General features: G+C 71.3%; 20 protein-coding genes and 1 tRNA gene. 4 read left to right on the top strand and 17 right to left on the bottom strand.

The window, feature by feature from the left end; all coding sequences use genetic code 11:
• Window positions 1–46: 46 nt before the first annotated feature.
• A tRNA-Pro gene (locus AB0C36_RS02975) sits at window positions 47–120 on the bottom strand.
• 531 nt (window positions 121–651) lie between these two features.
• Here AB0C36_RS02975 and AB0C36_RS02980 point away from each other — a divergent pair.
• Window positions 652–777: a hypothetical protein gene (locus AB0C36_RS02980; RefSeq protein WP_358348294.1), complete on the top strand. Its 126-nt coding sequence runs from the start codon at window positions 652–654 to the stop codon at window positions 775–777.
• Window positions 778–982: 205 nt separating this feature from the next.
• On the opposite strand, the gene AB0C36_RS02985 is transcribed toward AB0C36_RS02980, so the two are convergent.
• The 12 genes from AB0C36_RS02985 to AB0C36_RS03040 form a co-directional block, all read right to left on the bottom strand.
• Window positions 983–2,797 (bottom strand): ABC transporter ATP-binding protein, encoded by a 1,815-nt coding sequence (locus tag AB0C36_RS02985; RefSeq protein ID WP_435838975.1) that lies wholly within the window; start codon window positions 2,795–2,797, stop codon window positions 983–985.
• A 239-nt stretch (window positions 2,798–3,036) separates the two neighbouring features.
• A complete protein-coding gene (locus AB0C36_RS02990; protein ID WP_358348297.1) occupies window positions 3,037–4,770 on the bottom strand; it encodes an ABC transporter ATP-binding protein in 1,734 nt (577 codons plus the stop codon).
• A gap of 359 nt (window positions 4,771–5,129) precedes the next feature.
• On the bottom strand, window positions 5,130–6,224 hold the full coding sequence (locus tag AB0C36_RS02995; protein ID WP_358348299.1) for an alcohol dehydrogenase catalytic domain-containing protein: 1,095 nt from the start codon (window positions 6,222–6,224) through the stop codon (window positions 5,130–5,132).
• 52 nt (window positions 6,225–6,276) lie between these two features.
• A complete protein-coding gene (locus AB0C36_RS03000; RefSeq protein WP_358348301.1) occupies window positions 6,277–8,649 on the bottom strand; it encodes an acetate--CoA ligase family protein in 2,373 nt (790 codons plus the stop codon).
• A 59-nt stretch (window positions 8,650–8,708) separates the two neighbouring features.
• Entirely contained in the window at window positions 8,709–9,269 is a 561-nt protein-coding gene (locus AB0C36_RS03005) for a DUF7700 domain-containing protein (protein WP_358348303.1), read from the bottom strand.
• Window positions 9,266–10,354 (bottom strand): amidohydrolase family protein, encoded by a 1,089-nt coding sequence (locus tag AB0C36_RS03010; protein WP_358348305.1) that lies wholly within the window; start codon window positions 10,352–10,354, stop codon window positions 9,266–9,268. Before AB0C36_RS03010 ends, AB0C36_RS03005 begins: the two co-directional genes overlap by 4 nt.
• Entirely contained in the window at window positions 10,344–11,726 is a 1,383-nt protein-coding gene (locus tag AB0C36_RS03015; RefSeq protein WP_358348307.1) for a phenylacetate--CoA ligase family protein, read from the bottom strand. Before AB0C36_RS03015 ends, AB0C36_RS03010 begins: the two co-directional genes overlap by 11 nt.
• Window positions 11,727–11,728: 2 nt before the next feature.
• Window positions 11,729–12,955 carry an amidohydrolase family protein gene (locus tag AB0C36_RS03020; protein WP_358348310.1) on the bottom strand — a complete coding sequence of 409 codons (1,227 nt, stop codon included), beginning with the start codon at window positions 12,953–12,955 and terminating at the stop codon, window positions 11,729–11,731.
• Window positions 12,955–14,130 (bottom strand): amidohydrolase family protein, encoded by a 1,176-nt coding sequence (locus AB0C36_RS03025; protein ID WP_358348312.1) that lies wholly within the window; start codon window positions 14,128–14,130, stop codon window positions 12,955–12,957. The genes AB0C36_RS03020 and AB0C36_RS03025 overlap by 1 nt, the downstream gene beginning before the upstream one ends.
• Before the next feature lie 118 nt (window positions 14,131–14,248).
• Entirely contained in the window at window positions 14,249–14,680 is a 432-nt protein-coding gene (locus AB0C36_RS03030; protein ID WP_358348314.1) for a Zn-ribbon domain-containing OB-fold protein, read from the bottom strand.
• Window positions 14,677–15,855, bottom strand: coding sequence for a thiolase C-terminal domain-containing protein (locus AB0C36_RS03035; protein ID WP_358348317.1), 1,179 nt, complete (start codon window positions 15,853–15,855; stop codon window positions 14,677–14,679). Before AB0C36_RS03035 ends, AB0C36_RS03030 begins: the two co-directional genes overlap by 4 nt.
• Before the next feature lie 127 nt (window positions 15,856–15,982).
• A complete protein-coding gene (locus tag AB0C36_RS03040; protein WP_358348320.1) occupies window positions 15,983–18,664 on the bottom strand; it encodes a fibronectin type III domain-containing protein in 2,682 nt (893 codons plus the stop codon).
• Window positions 18,665–19,179: 515 nt separating this feature from the next.
• On the opposite strand from AB0C36_RS03040, the gene AB0C36_RS03045 reads away from it, so the two are divergent.
• The 3 genes from AB0C36_RS03045 to AB0C36_RS03055 all read left to right on the top strand — a co-directional run bounded on the left by AB0C36_RS03045 (window position 19,180) and on the right by AB0C36_RS03055 (window position 22,591).
• Window positions 19,180–20,193, top strand: coding sequence for an AraC family transcriptional regulator (locus AB0C36_RS03045; protein WP_358348322.1), 1,014 nt, complete (start codon window positions 19,180–19,182; stop codon window positions 20,191–20,193).
• A 110-nt stretch (window positions 20,194–20,303) separates the two neighbouring features.
• Window positions 20,304–21,452 carry a CHAP domain-containing protein gene (locus AB0C36_RS03050; RefSeq protein WP_358348325.1) on the top strand — a complete coding sequence of 383 codons (1,149 nt, stop codon included), beginning with the start codon at window positions 20,304–20,306 and terminating at the stop codon, window positions 21,450–21,452.
• A gap of 767 nt (window positions 21,453–22,219) precedes the next feature.
• Window positions 22,220–22,591, top strand: a complete 372-nt coding sequence (locus AB0C36_RS03055) for a hypothetical protein (RefSeq protein WP_358348328.1) — start codon at window positions 22,220–22,222, stop codon at window positions 22,589–22,591.
• Window positions 22,592–22,679: 88 nt separating this feature from the next.
• Here AB0C36_RS03055 and AB0C36_RS03060 read toward each other — a convergent pair whose 3' ends face one another.
• The 4 genes from AB0C36_RS03060 to AB0C36_RS03075 are packed head-to-tail and all read right to left on the bottom strand — an operon-like array spanning window position 22,680 to window position 26,673.
• Window positions 22,680–23,525, bottom strand: a complete 846-nt coding sequence (locus AB0C36_RS03060) for a hypothetical protein (protein WP_358348331.1) — start codon at window positions 23,523–23,525, stop codon at window positions 22,680–22,682.
• 6 nt (window positions 23,526–23,531) lie between these two features.
• On the bottom strand, window positions 23,532–24,329 hold the full coding sequence (locus tag AB0C36_RS03065) for a hypothetical protein (RefSeq protein WP_358348334.1): 798 nt from the start codon (window positions 24,327–24,329) through the stop codon (window positions 23,532–23,534).
• The gene (locus AB0C36_RS03070) at window positions 24,326–24,874 is read right to left on the bottom strand and encodes a DUF4913 domain-containing protein (RefSeq protein WP_358348336.1); all 549 of its coding nucleotides are present in this window, start codon (window positions 24,872–24,874) and stop codon (window positions 24,326–24,328) included. The genes AB0C36_RS03065 and AB0C36_RS03070 overlap by 4 nt, the downstream gene beginning before the upstream one ends.
• Window positions 24,871–26,673: a type IV secretory system conjugative DNA transfer family protein gene (locus AB0C36_RS03075; protein ID WP_358348338.1), complete on the bottom strand. Its 1,803-nt coding sequence runs from the start codon at window positions 26,671–26,673 to the stop codon at window positions 24,871–24,873. Before AB0C36_RS03075 ends, AB0C36_RS03070 begins: the two co-directional genes overlap by 4 nt.
• Window positions 26,674–26,691 lie beyond the last annotated feature (18 nt).

The raw sequence follows: 26,691 nt of genomic DNA on the forward strand, positions 1-26,691 counted from the left end.
GCATGATCGCGAATCGCGATCATGCCCCTGACCTGCACAAACACCGTCGGGACGACAGGATTTGAACCTGCGACCCCTTGACCCCCAGTCAAGTGCGCTACCAAGCTGCGCCACGTCCCGGTGCTCAGCTGGCCGAGCACGGAAACCATACCGCACTTTGGGGGTGGGTTCGCCACTGGATAGGCGGGGGTGACACGGGTCGGTTGGCGCCGGCTTTTGGTTGGTGCGTGGCGCCCCAGTCGGTGGGGTGGTACGAAGTGGGAGCCTCCGGGGCGGTGGTCGCGGTGGTCGCGTTGCGGACTGTTCGCGGCGGGAAATCGTACGTGCTGGGGTGGTTGGTGAGCCGGGCGGCCGATGGGGGCGGATGTGGGGACCTGCGGCCGATCCGCGTCGGGATGGGCGGGGTCGCGGTCGGGTTCCGGCTGTGGGCGGACACCGCACTGACCTGGCCGAGGGGCGCGGCGGTGTCGTGGGGTGAGTGCGCGGGGGGTGTCGGCGGGGTCGGGGCGTCGGCTAACCGCAGGGCCTGGACGCGAGTTCGCTTGTGTGGGCGGGTTGTTGGGGGCGCCTGGAAGGCCTGGGGCGTAGGTCGACGTCTTTGGGGGCCCGGTTGTGCTGTCGGAGCAGATCCTTACCGACACGCGCAGTGCGGTGGGCGCTGCGCAGGTGGGCGCCAAGCGGTCCGCCGTCGCTGCCCCGAACGCCCCGCGCGGTGCGGGCGACAAGGCGCCCCTGGACGTCGCCGACCTGCCGTTGCGGCAGCGGCTCGACAAGTAGCGCTCAGCCGGGGTCGGTCGGCCCGTTGCGGCGGGTCGGCCAGGTGAGCGCACATGGTGAGCACGCCCGGTGAGCACGGCCGGTGAGCACGGCAGGTTACCGCGCCAGGTAGCCAGGCCAGGTGCCCTGGCCAGGCGGAGGAGGCGGACGACGGCTCGGTCCCGGCACGTGGCTCATGTGCCGGGGCCGAGTCGTGTCCGGGCCGTCAGTCGACCTCGGCGGGGGCCTCCGCGAACTGGGATTCGTAGAGGCGGGCATAGGCGCCGCGCGCCGACAGGAGGGTGTCGTGGTTGCCCTGCTCGACGATGCGGCCGGACTCCATGACGAGGATCGTGTCCGCGTCGCGGATGGTGGACAGGCGGTGGGCGATGACGAATGCGGTACGGCCGTGCCGGAGGCGGGCCATGGCGCGCTGGATGAGGACTTCGGTGCGGGTGTCGACCGAGCTCGTGGCCTCGTCCAGGACAAGGATGGTGGGCTGCGAGAGGAAGGCGCGGGCGATGGTGATCAGCTGCTTCTCACCCGCGCTGATGCCCGTGCCCTCGTCGTCGACGACGGTGTCGTAGCCCTCGGGGAGGGTGCGGATGAAGCGGTCTGCGTGGGCGGCCTTGGCGGCGTCGCAGATCTGCTCGCGGGTGGCGCCCGAGGTGCCGTACGCGATGTTGTCCGCGATGGTGCCGCCGAACAGCCAGGTGTCCTGGAGGACCATGCCCACCGACGAACGCAGTTCGTCGCGGGACATGGTGGCGGTGTCCACCCCGTCGAGGGTGATGCGGCCCGCGGTGACCTCGTAGAAGCGCATCAGGAGGTTGACGAGGGTGGTCTTGCCGGCGCCGGTCGGGCCGACGATCGCGACGGTCTGCCCGGGGGCGACGGCCAGCGACAGGTCGGTGATGAGGGGCTTGGCGGGGCTGTACGAGAAGGAGACCTTCTCGAAGGCCACCCGGCCGCGCAGTTCGGCGGGGCGGGCGGGCTCGGCGGGGTCGGGGGTCTGCTCGGGCGCGTCGAGGAGTTCGAAGACGCGCTCGGCGGAGGCCACGCCGGACTGGATGAGGTTGGCCATGCTGGCGGCCTGTGTGAGCGGCTGGCTGAACTGGCGGCTGTACTGGACAAAGGCCTGCACGTCGCCGATCGAGAGCGCACCGGATGAGACGCGGAGGCCGCCGATGACGGCGACCAGGACGTAGTTGAGGTTGCCGATGAACATCATCGCGGGCTGCATGAGCCCGGAGACGAACTGGGCGCGGTACGAGGCGTTGTAGAGCTTCTCGTTCTCCGCCCGGAAGATCTCCGCCGACTCGTCCTGCCGACCGAAGACCTTGACCAGCGCGTGGCCGGTGTACATCTCCTCGATGTGCGCGTTCAGCTTGCCGGTGGTCTTCCACTGCTGGATGAACTGCGGCTGGGCCTTCTTGCCGATGCGCGCGGCCACGATGATCGAGACCGGCACGGTGACCAGCGCGACGAGCGCGAGCAGCCAGGAGATCCAGAACATCATCCCGAGCACACCGGCGATGGTGAGCAGCGAGAAGAGCAGCTGGCTCATGGTCTGCTGCAGTGTCTGGCCCAGGTTGTCGATGTCGTTGGTGACCCGGCTCAGCACCTCGCCGCGCGGCTGGCGGTCGAAGTACGCGAGCGGCAGCCGCGCCAACTTCTCCTCCACCTGGGTACGCAGCCGCTTGATCGCGCGCTGCAGCACCCGGTTCGCGATACGCGACTGGATGATGCTGAACACGCCCGACCCCAGGGAGACCAGGGCCGCCCAGCCGAGGATGACCCCGACCGCGCCGAAGTCGACGCCGTTCGGTCCGAACGCGCCGGTGAAGATCTTGTCGGTCGCCTCGCCCAGGATCTTCGGGCTGACCACGGAGAGCCCGACGGCGAGCACGGCGAGGACGACGACGGCGTACGCCCAGCGCTTCTCCGGCTCCAGCAGCTTCAGCAGCCGCAGCCCGGACGCCTTGAAGTTGAGCGACTTCTCGGCCGGCTGCCCGCCCATGAAGCGGCCGGGGCCGGCCATGGGCTGCGGGCCCCGACGCGGCGCGCCGTCCGCGTCCGTGGCCGCGCCGTTCTGCGCCGCGGTGTCCGCGGTGTCCGCGGTGTCCGCGGTGTCCGGGGTGTCCGCGGTGTCCGGGCTCTCCACGGCTTTCGCGGTGTCCACCGTCTCTGCGGCTTCCGGCGTGGCCCCCGCGGCCTCCACCTCCGCCTCCGCCGCCGCGCTTCCGGGGGCAGGCGCCGCGCCGTTGTGTTCCGACGTCGTCACGCCGCCTCCTCCTCGGTGAGCTGCGACAGCACGATCTCGCGGTACGTCGCGTTCGACGCCATCAGTTCGGTGTGCGTCCCGTCCCCCACGACCTCGCCCTCGTCGAGCACGATGATCCGGTCCGCGTCGCGGATGGTGTTGACCCGCTGCGCCACGATGATCACGGTGGCGTGCGCGATCTCCCGGCCGAGCGCCGCGCGCAGCCGTGCGTCCGTCGCGTAGTCGAGCGCCGAGAAGGAGTCGTCGAAGAGGTAGACCTCGGGCTTGCGTACGAGGGCCCGCGCGATCGCGAGACGCTGCCGCTGGCCGCCCGACACGTTGGTGCCGCCCTGCGAGATCGGCGCGTCCAGCCTCTCGGGCATCTCCTCGACGAAGGACCGCGCCTGCGCCACGTCGAGCGCGTGCCACAGGTCTTCGTCGGTCGCGTCAGGGTTGCCGTACCGCAGGTTGCCGGCGATCGTGCCGGAGAAGAGGTACGGCTTCTGCGGCACCAGCGCCACGATCCGCGCCAGCAGCGCGGGGTCGAGGGTACGCACGTCCACGCCGTCGACGAGGACCGCGCCTTCGGTGGCGTCCATAAGCCGCGGCAGCAGGCTGAGCAGTGTGGTCTTGCCGCTGCCCGTCGAGCCGATGACCGCGGTGGTCTCCCCCGGCCGCGCCGAGAACCCGATGCCGCGCAGCACCGCCGCCTCCGCGCCCGGGTAGCGGAACCCGACGTCGCGGAGTTCGACGTACCCGTGCCGTTCGACGGAGCGCACCGGCGCCACCGGCGGGACCACGGTGGTCTCGGTCTCGAGGACTTCCTGGATGCGCTCGGCGCACACCTCGGCGCGCGGCACCATCATGAACATGAAGGTGGCCATCATCACGGACATGAGGATCTGCATCAGGTAGCTGAGGAACGCGGTGAGCGCGCCGATCTGCATGTCGCCGCTGTCGATCCGGTGTGCGCCGAACCACATCACGGCCACGGACGACAGGTTCACCACGGTCATGACCAGCGGGAACATGAGGGCCATGATGCGGCCGACCCGCCAGGACACGTCGGTCAGTTCCTCGTTGGCCGCCTCGAACCGCCGCCGCTCGTGGTCGTCCTTGACGAACGCGCGGATCACCCGCAGGCCGGTGATCTGCTCGCGCAGGACGCGGTTGACGGTGTCGAGGTCGCCCTGCATCTTGCGGAACAGCGGGCGCAGCCGGCTCACGATGACGCCGACGATGATGCCGAGGGCCGGCACGATGGCGACCAGCAGCAGCGACATCGGCACGTCCTGGTTGAGCGCCAGGATGATGCCGCCCACGCACATGATGGGCGCGGAGACCATGAGCGTGAACGTCATGAGGACCAGCATCTGGACCTGCTGGATGTCGTTCGTCGTACGCGTGATCAGGGACGCCGCACCGAACTGCCCCACCTCGCGCGCCGAGAAGGACTGCACGCGGTCGAACACGGCGGCTCGTACGTCGCGGCCGAGGGCCATCGCGGTCCGCGCGCCGAAGTACACCGCGCCGATCGAGCAGATGATCTGCAGCACCGATACGCCGAGCATGACGCCGCCGGTCCGCCAGATGTAGCCGTTGTCCCCGGGGACCACACCTTTGTCGATGATGTCGGCGTTGAGGGTCGGCAGATACAGGGTCGCCGAGGTCTGGATGAGCTGGAGCAGGACCAGCAGTCCTATGGCCCCGGTGTAGGGCTTCAGATGGGCCCTGACGAGTTTGATCAGCACGCGGTCTCTCTCACACACAGCGGATCTCGGCGGTCACCCGGCCTGGACGGTCCAGGCTATCCGCGGCCCCGCGGGGAAAAGCGGCACGCTGACGCGCGCCCTCACGCGGGCGGCTTACATGTAATCACCATGCAGCCGACGAAGTCCCGTCGTTTTCCGCCCGGGCGGGAAACCCGACCGACCTTTTGCCAAACCGCGGCCGTGCCATCTCCAGCCGTGTCGTCTCAGCCCGTGCCGCCGCCGGACGTGCCGCCTCCAGCCTGCCGTCTCTGGCCTCGCGGCCTCCAGCCTGCCGCCATGCCGCCGCCGGCCGTGCCGCCTCGGCCGCTCCCCGCACCGATCGGCGCGGCGCCCCGGATCTAGAAGGTGACCACCGCCCGCGCGAGCCGCCCGGCCCGTACCTCGTCGATCGCGCCGTTGATGCCGTCGAGCGGCACGGTGGCGCTGATCAGCCGCGCGAGGTCGAGCCGTCCGGACGCCACCAGGTCGATCAACCGCGGCAGGTCGCGGGCCGGGAGCCCGCCGCCGCCCGCGCAGCCCTTGAGGGTGCGGTTGAAGAAGAGCTGCTGCGGCATGAGGCTGATCGGCTCGTTGGGCGGGCTGCCGACCATCACCGTCGTACCGCCGTCCCGAGTGGCCGCGAAGGCCTTGGCCAGTACGCCCGGCACCCCGGTCGCGTCGAAGGCGTAGTCGACGCCGCCGTCCACGATCTTGCCCACCTGGTCGGGAAGGTCTTCGCCGGACAGCAGCGTGTCGGTCGCGCCGAAGGCCTCCGCCAGGGGGAGTTTGTCCGGATTTACGTCGGCGATCACGATACGCGCCGCCCCCGCCAGCACGGCGCCCTGGAGCACGTTGAGGCCCACCCCACCCGCACCCACGACCAGCACGCTCGACCCGGGCTGCACCTGCGCGGTGTTGAGCACCGCGCCGACACCCGTGATCACCCCGCAGGCCAGCAGGCACGCCTGCGCCAGCGGCAACGCGTCCGGCACCCGGATCAGCACCTCCTCGTTGACCACCGCGTACTCCGCGAACGACCCGATGCCGATGAACGGGTACGCGTCCTGCCCGTCCACCCGCAGCCGTGTCGTCCCGTCCCGCATCTGCCCGAGCTGGCTGAGCCGGATCGGGCTGCGGCAGCCGCCGTACGCCCCGCGGCGGCACGGCTCGCACCGCCCGCAGTTGCCGGTCATCGCGATGATCACCCGGTCGCCCGGCGACGCCATCGTGACCCCGGCGCCCACCCGTTCGACGACCCCCGCGCTCTCGTGCCCGAGGATCGCCGGCAGCCGCCGCGCCACCGGGCTCTTGCCGTCGATGGCCTTGAGGTCCGAGCCGCAGATGCCGGACGCGGCGACCCGTACCAGCACCTCGCCAGGCCCCGGCTCGTCGATCTCGACGTCGTCGCGGACGGCGAGCGGCGCGTGGAACTCGGTCAGGACGGCGGCGCGCATGCGCAACTCCTCGGGTGTGACGGGTGGTTCGGGTGGTTCGGTCCGAACAGCCTCATGCCCGCGGCTCGCGCAGGCGCTGCGCCGCGGCAATCGCCACCGCGGCCTGGTCCAGGTCGCGGAACGCCGGTACGCCCGACCGCGCGCACGCGGCGAGCACCCCCTCGGCGTCCGCACTCGGCGCGCAGTCCAGGTTCCGCGGCACCAGGCTCAGGCGTACGCCGTGCCGGGTCGGGCCGGCCAGGCTCTCGACGAGGGCGAGCAGCGGCGCGACTCCGGTGTCCGCGTACCCGTAGTAGGACTGCACGTTCACGTGCAGGAGCACGTCGGCGAACTCCGTGGCCGCGAGCACCGGGTCGAGGACGCGGGCGAACGAGTCGGGTCCGGTCGCCGGGCCGAGCGGGATCTCGATCGGGTTGAGCAGCGACGTCCCGGCGCCGTAGCCGCGCTCGCGCAAGGCGGCCACGACGTCGGCGGGGAGCGGGCGTACGGCAAGCCCCGCCCGGTCGCAGGCGTCGGTCGCGAGGACGGACGCACCGCCGCCGGGGCCGATGACCAGCACGCCCGTGCGCGATCGTGAGCCCGAGCCCGAACCCGCTTCCGAGCCCGAATCCGAGCGCCGCTCCGACGCCGACCATGCCTCCGCCCGCGGATACCGCTGCAGCATCGCGAGTACCGCAAGGAAGTCCTCCAGCGTGTGCACCACGCTGAGCCCCGAAGCGGCGCTCAGCGCCTGCCACATGCGCTCCTCACCCGCGAGTGCGCCGGTGTGCGAGGCAACAGCCCGCGCGCCCTGCCGACTGAGGCCGCCCGCCAGGACGACGACCGGCTTGCGGTGCGCGCCCGCGCGCAGGACGGCGCGCGCCAACCGCTCACCACCCCGGGTGCCCTCGAGGTACATGCCGATCACCTCGGTCGCCGGGTCGTCGACGAAGTGTTCGACCAGTTCGGCGGCACCGACGTCGATCGCGTTGCCGATCGTCACCAGGCCCGAGAACCGCAGGCCGCGGCGCGTGCCCGCGGCGACGATGTCGCCGGCCAGGCCTCCGCTCTGCGACACGACGCCCACGCCGCCGGGCTCCGCCGACACCCCGAGCTGGAACGTCTGGCGGCCGGAGGGGGCGTACACGCCAAGGCAGTTGGGGCCGAGGAGGCGTACGCCCGCGCGCCGCGCGGCCACCAGCAGCTCGTCCTCCAGGTCGGCGGCGCCCGCCTCCCGGAAGCCGCCGCTGACGACGTGCACGAACCGTGCGTGCCCGGCCGCGGCCGCCACCAATGCGGGGGTCGCGGCCGCCGGAACGGCGACGAGAAGGTAGTCGGCGCCACCGGGGATGTCCGCGACCGAGGCGACGGCCGGGACACCGTCGATCGACTCGGCCGAGGGGTGCACGGCGTACAGCCCGTCGGTCCAGCCGAACGCGCGATACGCGGCGAGGAAGCGATTGCCGAACGTGGTCTTGCCGGTGGACGCGCCCGCGACCGCGACCGTGCGCGGCGCGAACAACGGCGCGAAGTCGGTACGGCCCGGCGCGTCGGACTCGGGCCGCAGGGAGCCATCACCGGATGCGTGATGTTCACCGGCTTCACCGGCTTCACATGATTTGCCATCTTCACCGGATTTGCCTGATTCGCCGGGTTTGACGGAATCACCGAATCCAGCGAACACGTCGCGAGCGCCAACCTCTTCCGACCGACGCCGCAGGATCAGCCGGGCGTCGACCGCGACGGCCCCCTCGGCCGTCGCGATCACCGGGTTGCACTCGAACTCGTCGGGCTCGAAGCCCGGGTACGCCGCGGCGACCGCGGCCGGCAGCCCGTCCAACGCGTCGACCAGCAACGCCAGCGCGTCCAGGTCCACCGGCTCGGCGCCCCGGGCCGCGCGCAGCGCGTCGAGTCCCGGCATGGCGGCGATCATCTCCGCACCGAGCGATCCGCCCGGGAACCATCCGGCGGGCACTGCGCCCGACCGGGCGAGCCGCACCACCGCCTGGTCCAGCGTCTCCGCCAGCGTTCCCCCGAGCCCGAGCAGCATGGCGTCTCCAAAGGGGCCTCGCACCCGGCCGACGATCACCTCGACGCCGGCGGCCTGCTGATCCTCGACCAGCCAGCCGTCCGGCACCACACCGTGCCCGGCCAGCCGCACCGCCATCGTGCGTGCTTCCGCCGCGACCGACGCGGAGTCGAGGCCCAGGCGCACCGCGCCCACGTCGGTCTTGTGCACCAGCCCCGGCCCGTACGCCTTGAGGACCAGCGTGGCGCCCAGCTGCTCCGCGGCCTTCGCGACCGCGTCGGGGCCGTCGGCGTACGGAATCGCCGTCCCACGCGGCACCCGTACGCCCAGCTCCGCGAGCAACCGCTTGACCTCGTGCTCGGGGACCAGGATGCGCGAGTCCTCCGCGCCCGCGCCTCTCAGAGCGTTCCCCGGCACACGCCCGCCGACTCCGACGCCGACTCTTGCTCCGGCTACGGCTCTCCCTGCGGCTCCGCTCACGCCCCTGCCACCCGCCGGTACGCCGCCCGGGCCGCCAGCGCCATGGCCTGAGCCTCCGTCAGGACCGGTTCCAGCAACGCCGCGTCGACCTTCGCCGCCAACTCGCCGCCGCCCGCCTTGGTCAGCATCTCCGGCAGGCGCGTACGCAGCCGCTCGAACGCCCACTCCAGCATGTCGCCGCCCGCCGTCACGTCGAACGGCACGACGTTGTTGACCACTTCGCCGTCCGGTCCGGTCCGGTGGTTGTAGTGGTAGTGCGGCTCGCCGTCGAACAGGTCGAAGCGCAGGTACTCGTGGCCGTCCTCCGCGTCGAAGACGTGCACGGACACGCCTTCGTCGGAGAAGCCCCCGGCCGGCGACTTCTCCGCCAACTCGGCCAGTTGGTCGGCGTTGCCCGCGTACGCGGCTCGCAAATCGTCCGGCCGGACGTCGCGGTACTCGACGCCGATGCGCACCGCACCCGCGTCCAGCACGCGCGTGTTCTCGGCGATCGGCGGCTGCGGCGGAATGCCGTACACCGCACCGACGGTCGGGCCGGTCTCGAACGCAGCGCTCACGATGTGCCTCCCGGCGTATCCGGTGTCTCCGGCGTGTCCCGCGTGTCCCATGTCTCCGGCGTTCCCTGTGCCTCCGGCGTGCCCGTCGCGAGAGGCCCCGACCTGCCGAGCCGGGTGAACACCTCGAGCGCCGTGCCGCCCAGCAGCCGTTCCCGCGTCTCCGCGCGCAGGTCGAGTTCCGCGATCTGGGCAAGTGCCTTGCCGTGCGCGACCGTCGGGAAGTTGGTGCCGAACATGACCTTGCGCCGCCCGGGCCCGGCGAGGAACTGGTGCACCGACGCGTGCCAGTGGCGCGGCGGGTACGCACCCGTCCCCAGGTACACGTTGGGGAACTTCATGGCCATTGACACCGCCTCGTCGACCCACGGCCAGCCGGTGTGCGACAGCACGAACCGCACGCCGGGGAAGTACAGCGCGGGCCGGTCGATCCCGATGGGGTGGCCGCACTCGCTCGCCATCAGCCCGCCGGAGGTGCCGGCCTGCATCGCCACGGGGACGTCCAGGTCGGCGCACATCGCGTACCAGGGGTAGTAGTCGGCGTGGTCGAAGCGCCGGTCCCAACTGTGCGTGTGCAGGTACAGCCCGGCCACCGTCGGGTCGTCGGCGATCCGCGCCCGTGCGTCGGCGACCCCGGCCATGCCGCGCGTCGGGTCGACCACCAACAGCGCGGCGAAGCGCCCGGGGTGACGCTTGGTCAGCTCCGCGTACTCGGTCCAGCGCATCGCGTAGTGGTCGTAGTCGCGCGGGTCCACCGCCGCGTGTGCGGACAGGTCCCCGGTCGGCAGCAGGACGGTCCCGACCCCGTGCGCGTCCATCCGGGCGACCATTGTGTCCGCGTCGCAGAACGCCTCGTCGGGGCCGCGCCGTACGCGCACGTTGATGCCCGTCGACGCGATCGCGTCGTCCCACAGCGCCTGACGGTCGGGGAAGAAGGCGTTGCACAGGTAGTCGACGACCACGGGCCTCGGGTCGACTGCGCGCTGTGCGCCCGCGGGCTGTGCGCCGCTTGCAGGCTGGGCGCCGGTCGCGGGCTGTGCGCCGCTTACGGGCTGGGCGTCGGTCGCGGGCTGCCGGTCAGCGCTCATCACGGAACCTCTTGAGCTTGGGCGAGACATCGACCCCGGTCCACCCGTCCAGTGCGCCGGGAGCCGCGATCTCGGCGCGGATGCGGACGCCGAAGCGCTCGCGCAGGGCGTGTTCGACGCTATCGGCAAGATCCGCATACCCTGCCGGGTCCCCCTCGGCCACCACGTGCACGACCATCTCGTCCCGGTTGCCCTCGCGTACCGCACGCACGAAGTAGTCGGGGGCCACGCCCGGCACGGCCGTGGCGACCTCGCCGACCACCTCAGGCCACAGGTTGACGCCGCGCAGCTTCACCATGTTGTCGCCGCGTCCCGCGAAGGGGCCGATCTTGCGCAACCACGATCCGCACGCGCACTGGTGACGTGGCATCAGGTACGACAGGTCCATGATGTTGTAGCGGAACTGCGCGCTGCCGGTCTTGTACAGCTCGGTGACCACCAGCGCGCCGGTCTCGCCGTCCGGCAGCCGCTCCCCCGTCTCCGGGTCGACGACGTGCACGACGAACGCGTCCTCGAACACGTGCAGTCCGTCCCGCGCCTCGCATTCGACGGCCACCGTCTGCACCTCGTGGAAGCCGTACGTCGCGAAGCACGGCAGCCCGAACGTCTCTTCCAGCAGCGCCGTGTCGCCGATGTTGGGAATCGCCTTGAGCGCAAGGTCCTTCCGCGGGTCGAGCCCCATCTCCCGCACGACCTCGGCGAGCCGCAGCACGTAGTCCCCGGTCGTCAGGATGGCCGTCGCGCCGTATTCCAGGGCGAGTTCCACCTGCTTGCGGCTCGACGTCACATTGCCGGTCGATGCGGTGATGACCACGCAGTTGAGCCACTGGTACGCGGCCTCGTCGAACGAGAAGGCCCCGTTGTGGGTGCCGTACGACCACGAGTTCACCACCACGTCGCCGGGGCGCACGCCCTGCATGTAGAGCTGGCGGGCCTCCAGGATGCCGCCGACGGCGCGGTCCCATGCGGTGTAGAAGGTCGGCCGGGACGCCCCTGTGGTCCCGCCCGACATGTAAAGCCGCATGGGCTCGCGCGCCGCGTCGCCGGGTAGGACGCCCTGGTAGTCGCCGTACGGCGGCGCCGCCTCGATGCTGCGCCGGATGTCGTCGACGGTGTACGCCGGCGCCCGCCACAGGTCGTCCAGCGTCCGCAGGTCACCCGGCGCGAACCCGGCGGCGTCCCAGCGCCTGCGGTGGAAGGGGATCCGGTAGGCCTGGTCCGCGCGGTGCCGCAGCCGGGCGAGCTGCACGCGCTCGATCTCCTCGGCGGAAGCGAGGTACGCGCCTTCGAAGTACTCGGGCGGCGGCGGGTACCGCCGTGCCGCCTCCTCGAAGTCGACCGCCTGGTGCGGCCGCCGGATCCCCTGGGACACCGTCAGACTCCGTACACTCGGGCCGCGTTCCCGGACAGGATGCGCTCGGCGTCGGTCTCGTCGAGGCCGCGGGTCAGTTCGTCGGCGATCTTGCGGGTGTTGGGCCACAGGCACACGCTGTGCGGGTAGTCCGTGGAGAACATCGCGGCCGCCGCCAGGTACGGGTACCGGCCCGACTTCACCAGGTCGAAGCCGACGCGGTCGTCGAGCACCGTGACGAACACCTGCTCCCCCAGGACCTTGCTGGGCGGGCTGTTCACCTGCAAGGTGCCCATCGAGTGCTGGTTCTCGAACTGCTCGTCCATGGTCTGCGCCCAGAACGGCAGCCAGCCGAAGTTCACTTCGCCCACGACCATCCGCAGTCCCGGGTGCCGTTCGAAGACCCCCGCCAGCGTCATGTACGTGAGTTGCCGCGTCGACGAGAAGAACCGGTGCACCGTCCCGGCCGCACTGAAGTTGTTGTTCGCGACGTTGTCCCAGTCCGTCTCCTGCGGCTTGCCGCCGAAGGTGCGGTGGTACGTCAGCGGCAGCCCGTTGCGCTCGGCCGCGGTCCACAACTCCTCGTAGTAGGGGTCGTGGTAGGGCCGTACCGGATTCCCGGGCAGGAACGCCGCCTTGGCACCGGCCGCGAGCACGCGCTCCAGTTCGGCGGTCGCCGCCCGCATGCCGTCGTCCACAGGCAGCATCGGCAGGCCGACGATGCGGGACGGATCGGCGGCCTGGAACTCGTCGAGGATCCAGTCGTTGTACGCCAGCATGCAGGCCTGCGCGAGGGCGCGGTCCGCCGCCTGGTAGGTGAAGATCGCGTTGGCCGGGTAGACCACCGAGACGTCCACACCGTCCAGCTCCATGTCGGCGACGTGTGCGGCGCCGTCGTAGTTGCCGGGCAGGATGTCCTCGAACCGCAGTCCGGAGGCGACGTGTTCGTCCTTGGCGCGGCCCGCCATGGCCTCGACGCCGTAGGTCCGCTTGGGCGGCTTCCCGTCGAAGCTCCAGCCGTCGCCGCCGTCCTCGCCGCGCATCAGGCGCGGGGTGCGGTCGCGGAATTCGGCCGGCACGCGGTCGAAGACGTGCGGAGGCTCGTTGACGTGGCAGTCGGCGGAGATGATGCGTGCCTTGGTCGGCGCGGCGATCGGTGCCGCGGTCTGCGCGGCGGTCGGCACCGTGGTCTGAGCCGTGGTCTGAGCCGTGGTCTGCGCGGTGTTGCGCGGGGTCGTCGACTGGGCCATCAGTGGTCACTCGCCTCGGTGAACGCGGTGGGCAGGTAGCTGTCCGGGAACCGGTAGAACTCGACGGGGTTGTCCCAGAGGATCTTGCGCTTGCTGTCATCCGAGAGGATCTCGGGCCCCTGGCCCAGGAACTCGGTCGTCGTGTGCGGGAACTTGGAGTCCGGGTGCGGGAAGTCGCTCTCGAAGAGGATCCGGTCGTCGCCCATCCACCGCACGACGTCCGAGACGAACGGGTCCTCGCACTCGGTCGAGATCCACCCGTTGCGCCGGAAGTAGTCGGTGGCGCTCATGGTCAGCTCCGGGAACTCCCGTTCGCCGGCCATCTCCAGCTGCTCGTCGATGCGGTGCAGCCAGCTCGGCAGCCATCCGCACCCGGCTTCCAGGTACGCGACGCGCAGCCGCGGAAAGCGCTCGAACACGCCGTGCGCGATCATCGACGTGATGACGCCCATGGTCTCGAAGGGGTGCACGACGGTGTGCCATTCGGTGAACGTCTTGTAGCGGTCGTGCCCGAACGACCGGCCCTTGAGACCCATGAACTCGTGGGTGCCGAAGGCGACTCCGAGGTCCTGGAGCAGCTCCCACAGGGGGTCGTAGTAGCGGTCGCCGAGCGTACGCCCGTCGAACAGGTTCGGCCGCGCCCAGAAACAGCGCGTCCCCAAGTGCTCGTGCGCGTAGGAGACTTCCTCGACCGCGCGGCCGATGTCGACGAGCGGCACCGGCCCGGAGACGTGCACGCGGTTGCCGGAGGACTCCCGCATCTCCTGACCCCAGCGGTTGTACGCCCGGGCCATCGCCGCCTGGAGTTCGGGGTCGACGCCGTCGAACCACATGTCGTATTCGGGGCCGTAGACGACCGCGACGTCGATGCCGTCGCGGGCGAGGGCGGCCGCGACCCGGTCGCCGGTGAAGCCGTTGGCCAGCAGGTCGTCGCCGTAGATCCGGCGCATGTCCTCCGTCGTCCAGTTGATCGCTTCCTGGAAGCGGCCGTAGACGATCGTGTCGTGCTGCGTCCAGCGCCCGTCGACGGTCACCGGGTTGTACGAGTCGAACTCCGGGAACGGCTGCCGCCGTCCGAACCGTTGGCCGTGCTTCTTGTCGAGGAACCGCGTCCACAGGTCCCGCGGATAGATCACGTGGGCGTCCGCGTCGAAGACCTTGTATCCGTTGCGCATCGCGAGACCTGCCTTGTGGTGGGGGTGTGGCCTGGGGCTGGGGCCGGGAGGGTGCGGGCTGGGCCGGTGGGGTGTGCCGCGAGGTACGCCCGCATCCTGCCCAGCGCCTGCAAATTAATCAAGCGGTTGACTGAATAATGCTCCAGCGCAGGAGTGCCGCGGGCGGCTCCCCCAGCAGGTCGGAGAACCCCACGCGGACCGGCGCGCCGATCTCCAGCGCGGGGTCGTCGGGTGGTCCGTCGTAGGCTCCCGGCAGGACCAAGTCGGCCTGCTCGTCCATGCGTACGCTGAGCACGACGTACGGCGCGGGCACGCCGGGCAGGAAGCTGTGGTGGTTGACGATCCAGCTGGTGATCACGCCGCGCCCGGAGGCCGGGAACCAGCCCCAGCCGAACGAGCCGCAGCCGTTGCACATCGCGCGCGCCGGCCACCGCCACGTCGCGCACTGGCCGCAGCGCTGGAACACCAGCTCGTGCCGGGCCAAGGCGGCCCACCACGCCGCCGAGTCCCGGTCGACCGCCGGGTGTTGTGGTCCGGAGGACTCTGTCACGCGGACTCCTCTCGCCGCAGAATGAGCGCCGAGCTGGTACCGCCCACGTAGCCTGGCTGACCGGTCGTCAGGGCCACGGTCGCGCCCGGGACTTGCCGGTCCCCGGCCTCGCCGCGCAGCTGACTGGCGGCCTCCGCGACATGGTTGAGCCCGTGCACGTACCCCTCGGACAGGTGTCCGCCGTGGGTGTTGACCGGCAGGCGCCCCTTGAGGCCGGCGTGGCCGTCGGCGTAGAAGCCGCCGGTCTCGCCGCGCGTGACGAGGCCGTAGTCCTCCAGCTGAAGGGGCACCAGGAACGTGAACGCGTCGTACAGCTCGGCGATGTCGATGTCGTCGGGGCCGATCCCGGCCGCCGCGTAGAGCCGCGGCGCCAGGTCGGCCGCCGCGCTGACGGTCGGGTCGGCCCGGCCGTTGGAGAAGAGCGTGTGCCCGCCGCCGGTCGCGGCGCCCGCGATCAGCACCGGCGGCTTCGCGAGCGCACGGGCCCGCTCGGCGCTGGTGACCACGACCGCCACCGCGGCGTCCGTCTCCAGGCAGCAGTCGTTGAGCCGCAGCGGCTCGGCGATGAAGCGGGCCGCCAGGTAGTCGTCCATCGTGAGCGAGCGGCGCATCATGGCGCGCGGGCTCAGCAGGGCGTGCTCGCGCTGGGTGACCGCGACCCGCCCGAGGTCCTCGGACGTCGCCCCGCGCGCGTGCATCCAGGCGCGGGCGAGCATCGCGTACTGCTGCGGCGGCGTGGCGTACCCGTAGGGCAACTGGTACTGGAACTCCAGCGCGTCGGGGGCCGGGCGGCCGGTCCCGCCCATGCGGAACTCCGAGCGCGCGTTCACCGCGCGCCAGCAGACCACCGTCTCGGCCATGCCGGACGCGACGGCCATCGCGGCGTGCGCGACGACCTGGTGCGACGTACCGCCGCCACCGAACATGTCGAGGTGGTAGCGCAGATCCTCGACCCCGAGCGCCTGGGCGACCAGCACCGCCTGCACAGAGTCCCCCACGCGGTGGCAGGCGACCCCGTCGACGTCGGAGAGGCGGAGCCCTGCGTCGTCCAGGGCCGCGGTGACCGCGCGCAGTGCCAGCGTCAGCGTGCTGACGCCGGAGTTCCTGGAGTACTCGGTCCACCCGACCCCGGCTATCGCCGTACGGTCGCGCAGCCCGCTGCCGTGGCGCGTCATGGTTCGGCAGCCAACCGCAGGCCACCGCCACAATCAAGTCAAACGACTGGGTGAATTATGCGGAGGTGCCGGGGCGCCCCGCGATGCCGCGGGGCGGCACCGCGGGGCAGCACCGTTCCACCGGCGCCTATTCGCATTCCCAAAGCTCGGAGGAGAACTTGTTGGTCCCGGAGTTCGACGTCGCGATGTAGACGTCGCTGACCCAGCCGTTGGTGCCCTTGAACGTCACCTTGTCCCAGATCGCGCTGGAACCGCCGGTGCCGTCGGCGCGGCGCTCGGTCGAGCCCTTCGTCTGGCAGTGCACGGTGATGTTGCCCTTGTAGCCGTCCGGGATGGCCCCGGCGCGGCCGCCGCTGTCGGAGGTCGGGTCGTTGCGGATCCCGACGTCCACGCCGTTGTTGCGATTGTGGTGCACGTTGAGGGTCTTCTTGGGCGGCGTCATGTCGACGGTGACCTTGGCCGCGGGGCTCTTGCCGGACGGGTTGACGGCGCTGATCGTGAACGCGTACTCGGCACCGTTCTTGAGCTTCTTCACGGTGACGGTCGTGCCGGTGACCTCCTCGCTGCCGTCCGGCGCGCTGCCCTCGCCCTTCCAGGTCACCTGGTACTTCGTGGCCCCCGGCGAGGCGGTCCAGGACAGCTTCACCTGGTGGTTGTCGCGGACCTGCTTGACGTTCTTGGGCGTGGTGGGCGTGATGCACGGCCGCACCGCGGGCGACGCGGCCGACGGCACGCGCTTGCTCCCGTACACGGCAACCACCTTGAAGCTGTACTCGTCGTCCTTGTCGCACTTGAGGTTGCGCACCTCGAAACGGTACGGGCCCTTCGCCGGGGCCTCGTCGGGGACCACGGTGGATCCCGCGGGTGCGCCTTCGAGTTCGTAGTGGTCCGGATTCGACCTGGGGGCCTTGGCGAACTCCACGGTGATCTTGTTGGTGCCGGTCTCGGCCTTGGGCTTGCCGGGAGGATTCTGCTCGTCGTCCGGCGGGTCCGTCGGCTTGGCGGACGTGGTGCTCGGTTTCGTCGAGCCGGGCTTGGCCGAGGTCTTGGTCGGCGTCTTGGTCGGCGTCGCGGACGTGGGCGTCTCGCTCGGGTCGTCCGACGGGTCGTCGCTCGGGTCGTCGCTGGGGTCGTCCGACGGATCGTCGCTGGGGTTGTCCGAAGGATCGTCGCTCGGGTCGTCCGACGGATCGCCACTGGGATCGTCACTGGGATCGCCGGACGGCTTCTCCGTGTCGGTCGCGCTCGGGCCGTCGCTCGGTTCCGGTGCCTGCGTCGTCGGCGGCGGCGTACTCTCCGGCGGAGCCGTCGTCGGCGGATCCGCCGGCGGCGCGGTGACCGTCACGGTGACCGTCGGCGCCGGGGGGTCGGAGGGTTCGCCCGTGTCGGAGGGGGGCGACGCGCTCGGTTCCGGATCCGACGGCGGGTCTCCGGACGGGTCCGAGGGCGGGTCCGAGGGCGGGTCCGAGGGCGGGTCCGAGGGCGGGTCCGACGGCGGGTCCGACGGCGGATCGGGATCGGGATCGACCGTGTCGGTGTCCACCGGTCCGGGAGTCGTGGTGTCCGTTCCCTCGGAGGGCGGGCCGCTGGGTGACGGCGTGATGCTCGGGGTCACCGTCGGAGAAGGTGTCGGGACCTGGGTCTTGTCCTTGTCGATGAGATGGCACACCCCCTCCTCGTCGATGACCGCCGCGGTGTAGTTCTCCTGGTCGTTGACCCAGACGCGGTCCCCCTTCGAATGCAGGTTGAGTTCCCCGGGCGCGCCCGTGACCCGAATCTGCTCTTCGAACTTCGCGGTCGACGTGTCGTAGACGACAAGTTCGCCGGTGGCGTGGTCGGGGATGTAGACGCGGGAGTTGTGCGCCTGGGGTTCGCCGTACTTGGCGGTCTTGGCGATGTCCAGGTCGACCGCCTGCACCACGCCGCTCTCCACGTGGGCGATGACCATTGCCCCCGTGTCCGTGGCGAGTATCGGGACAAGGGCTCCCACCTGCGAAGCGGGTACGAGCACCTTGGCGGGGTCGGCACGGGTGAGGCCGCTCGGCAGCCTCAGCGTCATGCCCTCGCCGTCGGCGGAGAGCACGACGAGCGTGCCGGCCCGGCTGTCCACCACCGCGACGCGGCCGGCCGCGACGGTCAGCTTCAGCACCGATCCCGGCTCGCCGACCTTGACGCGTTCACCCGGGGCGTTGTCGACGATCGGCACCGCCTCGCCGTTCTGCGGAAGCAGCACCCACAACACGCCGTCCTCGTCCGCCCGGGCCGCACCGAGGGGACGGGTCCCGAGGTCGATCGGGGGGGCCTCATTGGCGAGGGTGAGCGGATCGACCGGCTGCACCGAGCCCTTCACCTGGTCGACCACCCACACGTCGTCACCCGCGGAAGCGAGGTACTGCCCCGCCCCGCCCTCGACCGTCGTGGTGCGTGCCACCGTCAACTGCGCCGGGTCGACTCGGGTGAGCACACCGGTGCTCTGGTCCAGGACGAGGACGTTGTCGCCCTCCTGCACCACCTGCAAGGGCCCCTTGGTGGGGGCGCCCAGGGGGATCCGGCCGTCCACCTGACCAGTGGTTCCGTTGACGTGCACGATCGTGTTGCGCTTCGACGTCGGCAGCCAGGCATCCGCCTCGGCGGTACGGGAGTTCGAGTCGGCCGAACCGACGCCCACCACCACGGCGGTGGAGACCAGCGCCAGCACCACGATCGCGGACGACCATCCGACGGCCCGTGCGGGCGCGTCCCCCGGCCCGCGGGCCGGTCTCGACCGCCGAAGCCGGGAGGCCAGGAATTCGATCGGGCTCTTCGTCATGTCCTGCCCCCGGCATTTCGCGATCCACACGGCGCGGCTGTTCGGGAGGCTAGGAAACAACCGACGGGTCGTCAATATACATACTGCGACGCGCATTTCGGATATCCAGGCGACGTCGCGCCGGGCGGACGCATGACCGTGCATGGCGATACCGCACGGCGGAATTCGGCGTGCGAATATCACCCTCCCGCGCCACCGGGGCCGTGGGTACAGTCCGGTGCTGCCAACTGTCGACCGTGCCGCATCGATCCCCGCCTGGACCGGCCTACCTGGCGGGATTAACTCCCGTATCCCATATGTCACGGGATCGCCCAACCAGGTTCCGACTTGGAGAGCGCGATATGCACAATGCAGCGAGCAGTGACCTGAAAGCCGTGACCGCCGGCCCCGACCACCTCCCCAGGGGACGCCCGGGAATCCGGTTCCGATTTTCTCCGCCCGACGCCCCTGAGCCGCGGTTCGACAATGCGCGCGCACGCCGCCCCCAGAATTCCGGTTGGCATTCACCTAATCCGATGAGCAACCGCGTGTACTCCGGCACCACGATTTCCGGACTGCAGCAGGGGCTCGCCGACCACGTCGCCCCCTACCGGCTCCGCACGCTCTCCGCCGATCCGTTCCGCGGCGAGCTGGTCGTCACCCGGTCCGGCGACGTGTCCGTGGCGGTCATGGCGCTCGGTGTGCCGGTGCAGGCCGAGGTCGGCGCGATGCCGGACAACGCGTACCACATCACCTTCTCGGACGGCGGCGGGCTGGCCGTGCGCGTCGACGGCGGCCCCGCCGAGATCGGTCCGTACGTGCTCTGCCCCGGACAGCAAGTGCGGGCACGTTGGCCCGCCGGCCGCCGGATCGTGGTGGTCCGGTTGGCGCGCCGCCTGGTCGAACGGGCCTGGCGCGACCAAGGCGGACGCACGATGTCCGCACCCCTGCGCTTCGCCGTGCCGCTGAGCCCCGTCGCGAAGCGCTCGCACGTATGGGAGTCGCTGGCCTCGGCGTTCGTCGCGGCGCGCGACTCGGGTGTGCTGTCGGCCTCGGCGTCGACAAACGCGCGTTTCGGCCTGCTGCTGGCGCAGACCCTCCTCAACCTCCAGCAGTACGACCGGCCGCGACTCGCGCCCGACTCCCTGGCGGGTTCGGCCCCGGAGCGCGCGGGAACCGGGACGGACAACGACGTCCCCCCGGTTCCCGCGCCCGTCCGACGAGCGATGGAGTTCTGCCGGGCGCACGCCCGTGAGCCACTGGTCGTCGCCGACATCGCCGACATCGCGGGCGTCAGCGTCCGGCGGCTCCAGGCAGCCTTCCGCACGCACGTCGGCATGAGCCCGATCGAGTACGTGCGCCAACTGCGGCTCGACGGCGTTCACCAGGACCTCAAGAGGATCGCGGAGGGCACGACAAAGGAGACCGTCACCGACGCGGCGTTGCGGTGGGGGTTCACCCATCTCGGGCGCTTCAGCGGCACCTATCGCGCCGAGTTCGGGATGCTGCCCTCGCAGACTGCGCGCAGCGAGCCTCCGACGCAGGGGTGAGCGCCCGTATGTCCACGATGTCGTCGCGGGTGCTCCGGCTGGTGACGGGGCCTCGAGCGGTTCGGCGGCGCGTACGGCTCCGGTCGACGACGCGACGCCGACTCGCGGCCGTGGCAACGGCGTTCGCGCTGCTCGCCACGACCGCGTGCACCGGCAGCGTGCTTGCCCGGGTCGCCGCGGTGCAGGAGGCGATCAACGCCGAACAGGACCCGGAGTTCGACGCGAGCCGTCTGCCGCCCGGTGCGCAGCCGTACGTGCAATACCTCGTCAAAGCGGGCGCGCGCTGCGAGGGCGTCGGCATCGAGGACGTCGCGGCCGTGATCGACTACTTCTCGGCCTGGGACCCGAAGATCCGGAAGGGCGACAACCTCGGCCTCGGCGGCTTCACCCAGAAGGGCTGGGACGCCGGCCAGGGACGTGACGGCGACGGCAACGGCAAGCTGGAGATTTTCAACGGCGCCGACTCCGTGCTCGCGACGGGCTACCGCATGTGCGACATCGACGCACGCGTGCGCAGCCTCATGGCCGAGGACGGCGACCCCGTCCCCAAGAACCTGACGGACGCGGAGGTCCTGAACCTCGTCGTCGTCGGCTACTTCATGGGTCCGGACATCTGGGACAAGGCCAAGAAGGGCGATGCCGGCGCGATGAAGTTCGACGCGAAGGGCATGCCGACCGGCAAGGACGGGTCGAAGGCCGAGACCCACCTCTCCGAGTTCGCCACCCGAAAGTCCGGGATCAAGAACCCCGGCGGCGACAAGGGCGCCGGCCCCGGGCAACTGCCCGCCGGGCCGGTGCGCGCGAAAATCGTCGAGATCGCCAAGTCCCAGGTCGGCCAGGTCGAGGAGGACGACAAGAACCCCCCGACGACGTCGCGCGAGAACTGCGTCCCCAGGTACACGACCAGGCCGGGCTGGTGCGCCTACTGGTGCGCCATGTTCGCGAGCTGGGTGTGGACACAAGCGGGCGTGAAGTTCCGTACCGCCGGAGTGATCGAGTTCCACAACCGGTGGGGCGCGACCCACAAGGGCTCGATCATCAAGAAGCAGGACCTGAACCGGGTGAAACCCGGGGATGCGGTCCTCTTCACGAGACCGGGCGACTACTGGGGGCATGTCGGGCTCGTGATCACCGTGGCGGCCGACGCCAAGTCGTTCACCTACATTTCCGGCAACGACAGCGACGCGGTGCGCTGGACCCGGAACTACCCTGCCACGGCCTCGGACATCATCGAGTACGTGAGCCCCATGGTCAGTTGACCTGCCCCGCCGACGCCCTTCACGGCCCCGCGCCACCCGACACCACGTGTGAAAGGACCGCCGACCGCATGACCGATGAACCCGACCTGTCGGACATCCCCGCATGGCCGGTGGTGTCCATCGAACTGCGCTCCACCGGGCACGTGCGCGTCGACGGAGAGAACGTGGAGGTCCCCCCGGGCACGGATCCGCGTACGGCGGCCGTCTTGGCGGTGTCCGGAACCGCCGCCCTTATCGGCCGCCCGGTGCGCGCGGAGGCGCACGAAGCAGACGGCACGGTATGGCCGTTGATCATCACTGCCGAGGGCCGGGCGGTGGCGGCGGGTCCCGCGCGTAGCCCGGGCGCGCCCAAACGCCGTGGACGCAGGGTCGGGATGATCCGGCGCAGTTCTCCACCCGCCCCCGCGGAGCCACGGCCGGGACCGGCGCAACCCCGCCCCGCCGCGGGACCCGGGTTGCGACCCCGGCCACTGCCTGAGCAGGGGCCGCTCCTCGTCCACCCCCAGTCCCCGCCTGCGCCGCCGACGCGGCAACCCCGGCCCCGGGTCGAGCCCGAGCAGCAGCCGGCGGCCCCACCGGCACCGCCGACACCGGCACCGGCACCGGCACCAGCACCGCCGACACCGCCGACACCGACACCGGCACCGGCACCGCCGACACCGGCGTCGAAGCCGAAGCCGAAGCCGACCGAGGGTCCGCCTCCACCGGAGATCTCCGCGCGCCCGGACCCGCAGGCCCAAGCCGCACTCGCCGAAATATCCGGGGCTTTGCGCGAGGGCCACCCGATCCTCGCGCGACAGGCGGCACGCGAACTCGTCGAACGCCTGGCCGCGGCGCACGGACCGGCCGCCCCGACGACCGTCGCCGCCCAGGAAGTCCTCGCGTACGTCACCTTCGTCGCGGGCTACCACGTCCGCGCCGGCCGTCTCTATGCGGAACTTGCCCTCGCCCACCCGACCGCTCCCGAAGCGGCCCGCCTGCGCCGCGAACTCCTCGCGGACAACGCACACTTCTGCTGGCTGAAGGCAGGGGCGTCACCATCCGCTCGCGAACTCGGGGCGCTGGTGGTCACGGTGCGCGAGGCCACGGGCCCCGCGTCCGCTCTTGAAGCCGCCGTCGGCCGACTGGCCGCACTGTGACCATGCGCCCACCGATCACGAAAGGCGGTGCCCGCACGCGCTGTGGCACCCCGCCGCGGCCGCCGCCGTACTCCACCGGACTGCCGCATCAAGGCAGTCCCTTCGACCGCCCCAACCCGAATCCGAGCATGCGCTGAACCCGCCGACCGCCGGGCAACGTCGCCGGGTCCCGTCGACGCACGACGTGCCGCCGGGCGGCCGTGTCGCGCAGGACGGCGGTGCGGGCCCGACGTGTGGAACGGGCGGACCTCGCGTGCGCATTCGCCTTGGCCCGACGTGCGTGCATCCTCCGTGTCGCCTTACGCGCGCGCCGGTCGGTGGACAGCAGCGCGCGACTCTTGCGTGAGATGTTCGCGGGGGACCGCACCGTCGCAGGCTCGCCGAGTCGGTGGGCGCGGCGCATCAGCTTGCGCTGCTGCCGGCGGGCGAGGCGGTCGTTGAAGTCCGCCGCGGTCTGCCGGAAGCGGGCGCGCACGGCCGTCCGGCGCAAGGAGCTGACTCCCGCGCGTAGTTTGCGGAGTTCAGGGTCGGCTTCGACCAGCTTGAGTTCCTTGTGCACGGCCCGGTACTTGCGGGCCGCCGCGTACACGGCGACCCCGCCGGCCGCGGCCACACCGAAACCGACCAGGGCCGGCCCCGCATTCGGCAGGCTGATCCCCACCCCGGTGGCCGCCGCTCCCGCGCCCGCCGAGCCCGCGGCAACGGCGCCCGCCCCGGCGGCCAGGATGGTGGGTACGGGCTTGAGCCCCACGGCCTTCGGAGCGTTCCACACCCCCTTGACCGCGGCGAGTCCGACCTCGGTGAGCGTCGCGGCCAGGTCGGTCACGGCGCCTGCGACGTCGGTGACCAGGTCCGCCGCGCCCTGCACGCCGTCGAAGGCGACTTTGGCCGACATGTCGAACAGGCCGTCGACGACGCCCTCTCCGTCCGACACCGCAGGTCACCGCCGCAGCCCGAGCGACTTGCCGAGGCCCTTGCCCCGGCTTCGGCCTCGGCCGGTGCCAAGGCGCCCGATCAGCCCCGCCCTGTGTCCCGGTGCCGCGCGCCGGATCAGCGTCGGTCGGCCGGTCGACTCGGGTGCCGCCGCCGTCGCGAACCGCTTCGACCGAGCGGCACGCCGTGCCTTGCGCGCGGCCTTCGGCCCACGGGCTCCGAACGGCCGTGCGTCCCCCGGCCCTTGGCCCTGTGGCCCCCTGCGCCGCCGACGACGGCGCTCGGCGCCCCGCTCCCCCGTCGGCGCCGGTGTCGAACCCTCCCTGGCCGAACCGAACTTCGCCCGGCCCTTGGCCCCGATCAGCGGCCCGTACTTGCGAAGGGCGGCGAACGCGGCAACGCTCGCCACCGCCACTCCCGCCACGGCGATCACCGGTGCCGCGGGCACCGCGGCACCGGCCGATGCCGCGACCACGCCGCTCGACGTCGCGGCACCGGCGGCACCGGTTCCGGCGCCCGCCGCCACCACGGCATTCCACTGCGCGATCGCGCCCTGGAACGCGCCCTGCTTCCAGGCGAGTCCGGCACCCGCGAGCACGGCCGCCACCGTCGGCCCCGGTTTGAGTCCGAGCATGTTCGCGAACGCCTTGGGCGGGATCATCGCGATCTCGGTGACCGTGGTGAGCGCGCCCTTGGCCGCGCCGCCCGCAGCTCCCCCGATGTCCATGAGCCCATGGGTGCCGGCGACGGCATTGCCCAGGGTTCCGTCGATCAGTCCGTCGACGACGCCTTCACCGTCGCTCATGACGTGGTCTCACCCCCGTCCGGCGCCAAGGCGACACGGAAGAGCGGATTGGCCCAGACACCGCGCGGGGCGCCCCGTACCGGTAGCACGTCGAGCGGCCGGGACGCGTGCCCGTCGTACGGATCGCAAAGCGCGAAGGGACCGAAGTCGGGGTCCATGAGAGCGCGCAGGTGCGGGTCGGCGTGATGGATCCACCAGGTCGAGATGCCCTCCTCCGGTTCGAGGGCGAGCGATTCGAACGCCCGCCACAGCGCGGTGAATCGCACGACAGCCTCGGTGTGCCGCCACCATTCCGGGCACCACAACGAGGTGCCCTGCCCCAGGCGGCGGGCCACGATCGCGGCGAGGTAGGCGTTCACGAACTCCTCGACGCTGCGGAAATGGCGCGGCCCTTCGACGTCGTCCCGCCGCTCCGGCCGGGCGCTGGCGGGGGGCGGCGGGCCGGGCACGGGCGGGCCCGCGCGTGCGGCTCGGGTCGGATCGCGCGGGCGCGCGTACAGGCCCTGTCCCCAGGGGTCCGGGTCGTCCGCGTAGGGCGAGCTCACGACACTCCCTTGGCCAGGCTCACACCCGCGGGCGGCGCGCCGGACACGTTCGCGACCGCGGCACCCGCCGCGGCGAGGGGCTCCCTGGGTTCGTAGCGGGCGAGCGAGTCGCGGATGGCGTCCGCGTATGGTCCCTCCCACCACGGAACGGTGCGGACCAGCGTGGGGCGCGACCCGCTCATCTGGACGAAGGCCCTCCCCCGAGGCATGGACAGCAGGTCCGCCGCGTCGAGGACGGGCTCCGGCCGCGATCCGATGCCGAATCCGCGGTGGTCGCCCCACTTGAGGGTCATCGTTCCGGTCCTGGGCTCGAACAGGCCGCTGGATTTGGAGAGGTCGTCGAGGAATTTCACGTCGGAAACCCCTCCCCCGTACACGCGGACGTTCGCCGATCCCCACAGCTTGGCCATGCCCGTGTCACCCCACACCGCAACCCCCTGCGCCCAGGATTGCAGGATCAGCATGACGATCACGCCGCGAGAGCCGAAGTGGGTGTACTTGTCCGCGAGTTGCTTCCACGGGCAGACGTTGGCCGCCTCGTCCAAGACGAACAACACGGGTACAGGCATGCGTCCCCCGGGAGAATCGCGGGCGACGTTCTCCGACTCCTCGGCGAGCGCCGCGGTCAGCGCAAGCACGAGCGGCGCCGCGACCTTGTTGGTTTCCTCCGACAGCAGGTAGAGGGTGTCGGTGCCGAGCAGGAACTCCCGCAGGTCCAGGCTCGGCCTGCCCGGGTCGCTTCCCGGGGTGATCCACTCGTTGATGTTGTCGGCGATGAGAAATGCCGCCATCTGAATGGCCGTTCCGTAGACGCCGGCGCGCTGGCGGTCGGGCGCGGTGATCACCGACATGACCGACTTGGCGGGGAGTCGGTGGCCCGCCTCGCGCAGGATGCGCGCGGGGGTGTCGTCGCTCGGCCGGGTCAGCCACTCGTACACGATCGTGATGGGCTGTCCGTCGACGGAGGCCGCGAGCATGAGGTTCGCGAACAGATCCTGGGCGGCGGGCTCGAAGTACGCGTCACTGCGGGCGTGCGCCTGGCGGACGACCATGCTGAAGCGTCCGGCGAGCTTGACTGCCTTGACGATGCTGTTGCCGACGTACGAGAGCGGGTCCCACCAGAAAACGGGGGTTCCGCCCGCCTGGTTCTGCGGGTCGAAGATCCAGACCTTGCCCACGCGTTCGCGTACACCGCGCGTGTGGTCCACCACGTCGCGCTTGTTGGACGTCACCACGACGGCCCCCGGGGCCGCGACGATGTTGGGGATGGCGCGCGTGGCGGTCTTGCCGGTACGCGGACCCCAGATGTCGACGTGCATGTCCTCCCACGAGCCCCACAGGTCCGAACCGCCGCGCACCGCCCGGCCGATGTAGATGCCGGGCGGCGCCCCCGGCACGATCTTCAGCTTGCGGGCCGTGGCGGTGACGCCCGCCGTGCTCATGGCCCGGAGTTCCCGGGTCGTGGCGAGATAGCGGCACGCGCGGTCGATGCGTACGCGTCCGCGCAGCGCTTGGCGGTAGGCGAGCATGAACACGACGCCGACCAGGAGGAGCGCACAGCACATGCCCGCGAGGGCCAGGGACGCCGCGAGCCCCGGCCACTCGTACTCGCCGAACATGAGCAGGACGACGGCGGTGGGCGGGAATGCCGAGGGGCCGGGGCGGTCCGAACGCTCGGCACCGATCGCCGCGGCCGCCGTGACCAGGCAGCAGGCCAGCAGCAGTGTGCCGAGGATCACCAGGACCATGATGGCTTCGGCGTAGGCACTCGGTCCGCGATGCCGTGTCGTGGCGCTCATCTGTCCCGTCCTCCTCCT

Origin of the sequence: Streptodolium elevatio, assembly GCF_040649515.1 — a bacterium.
GTDB classification, from domain to species: Bacteria; Actinomycetota; Actinomycetes; order Streptomycetales; family Streptomycetaceae; genus Yinghuangia; species Yinghuangia elevatio.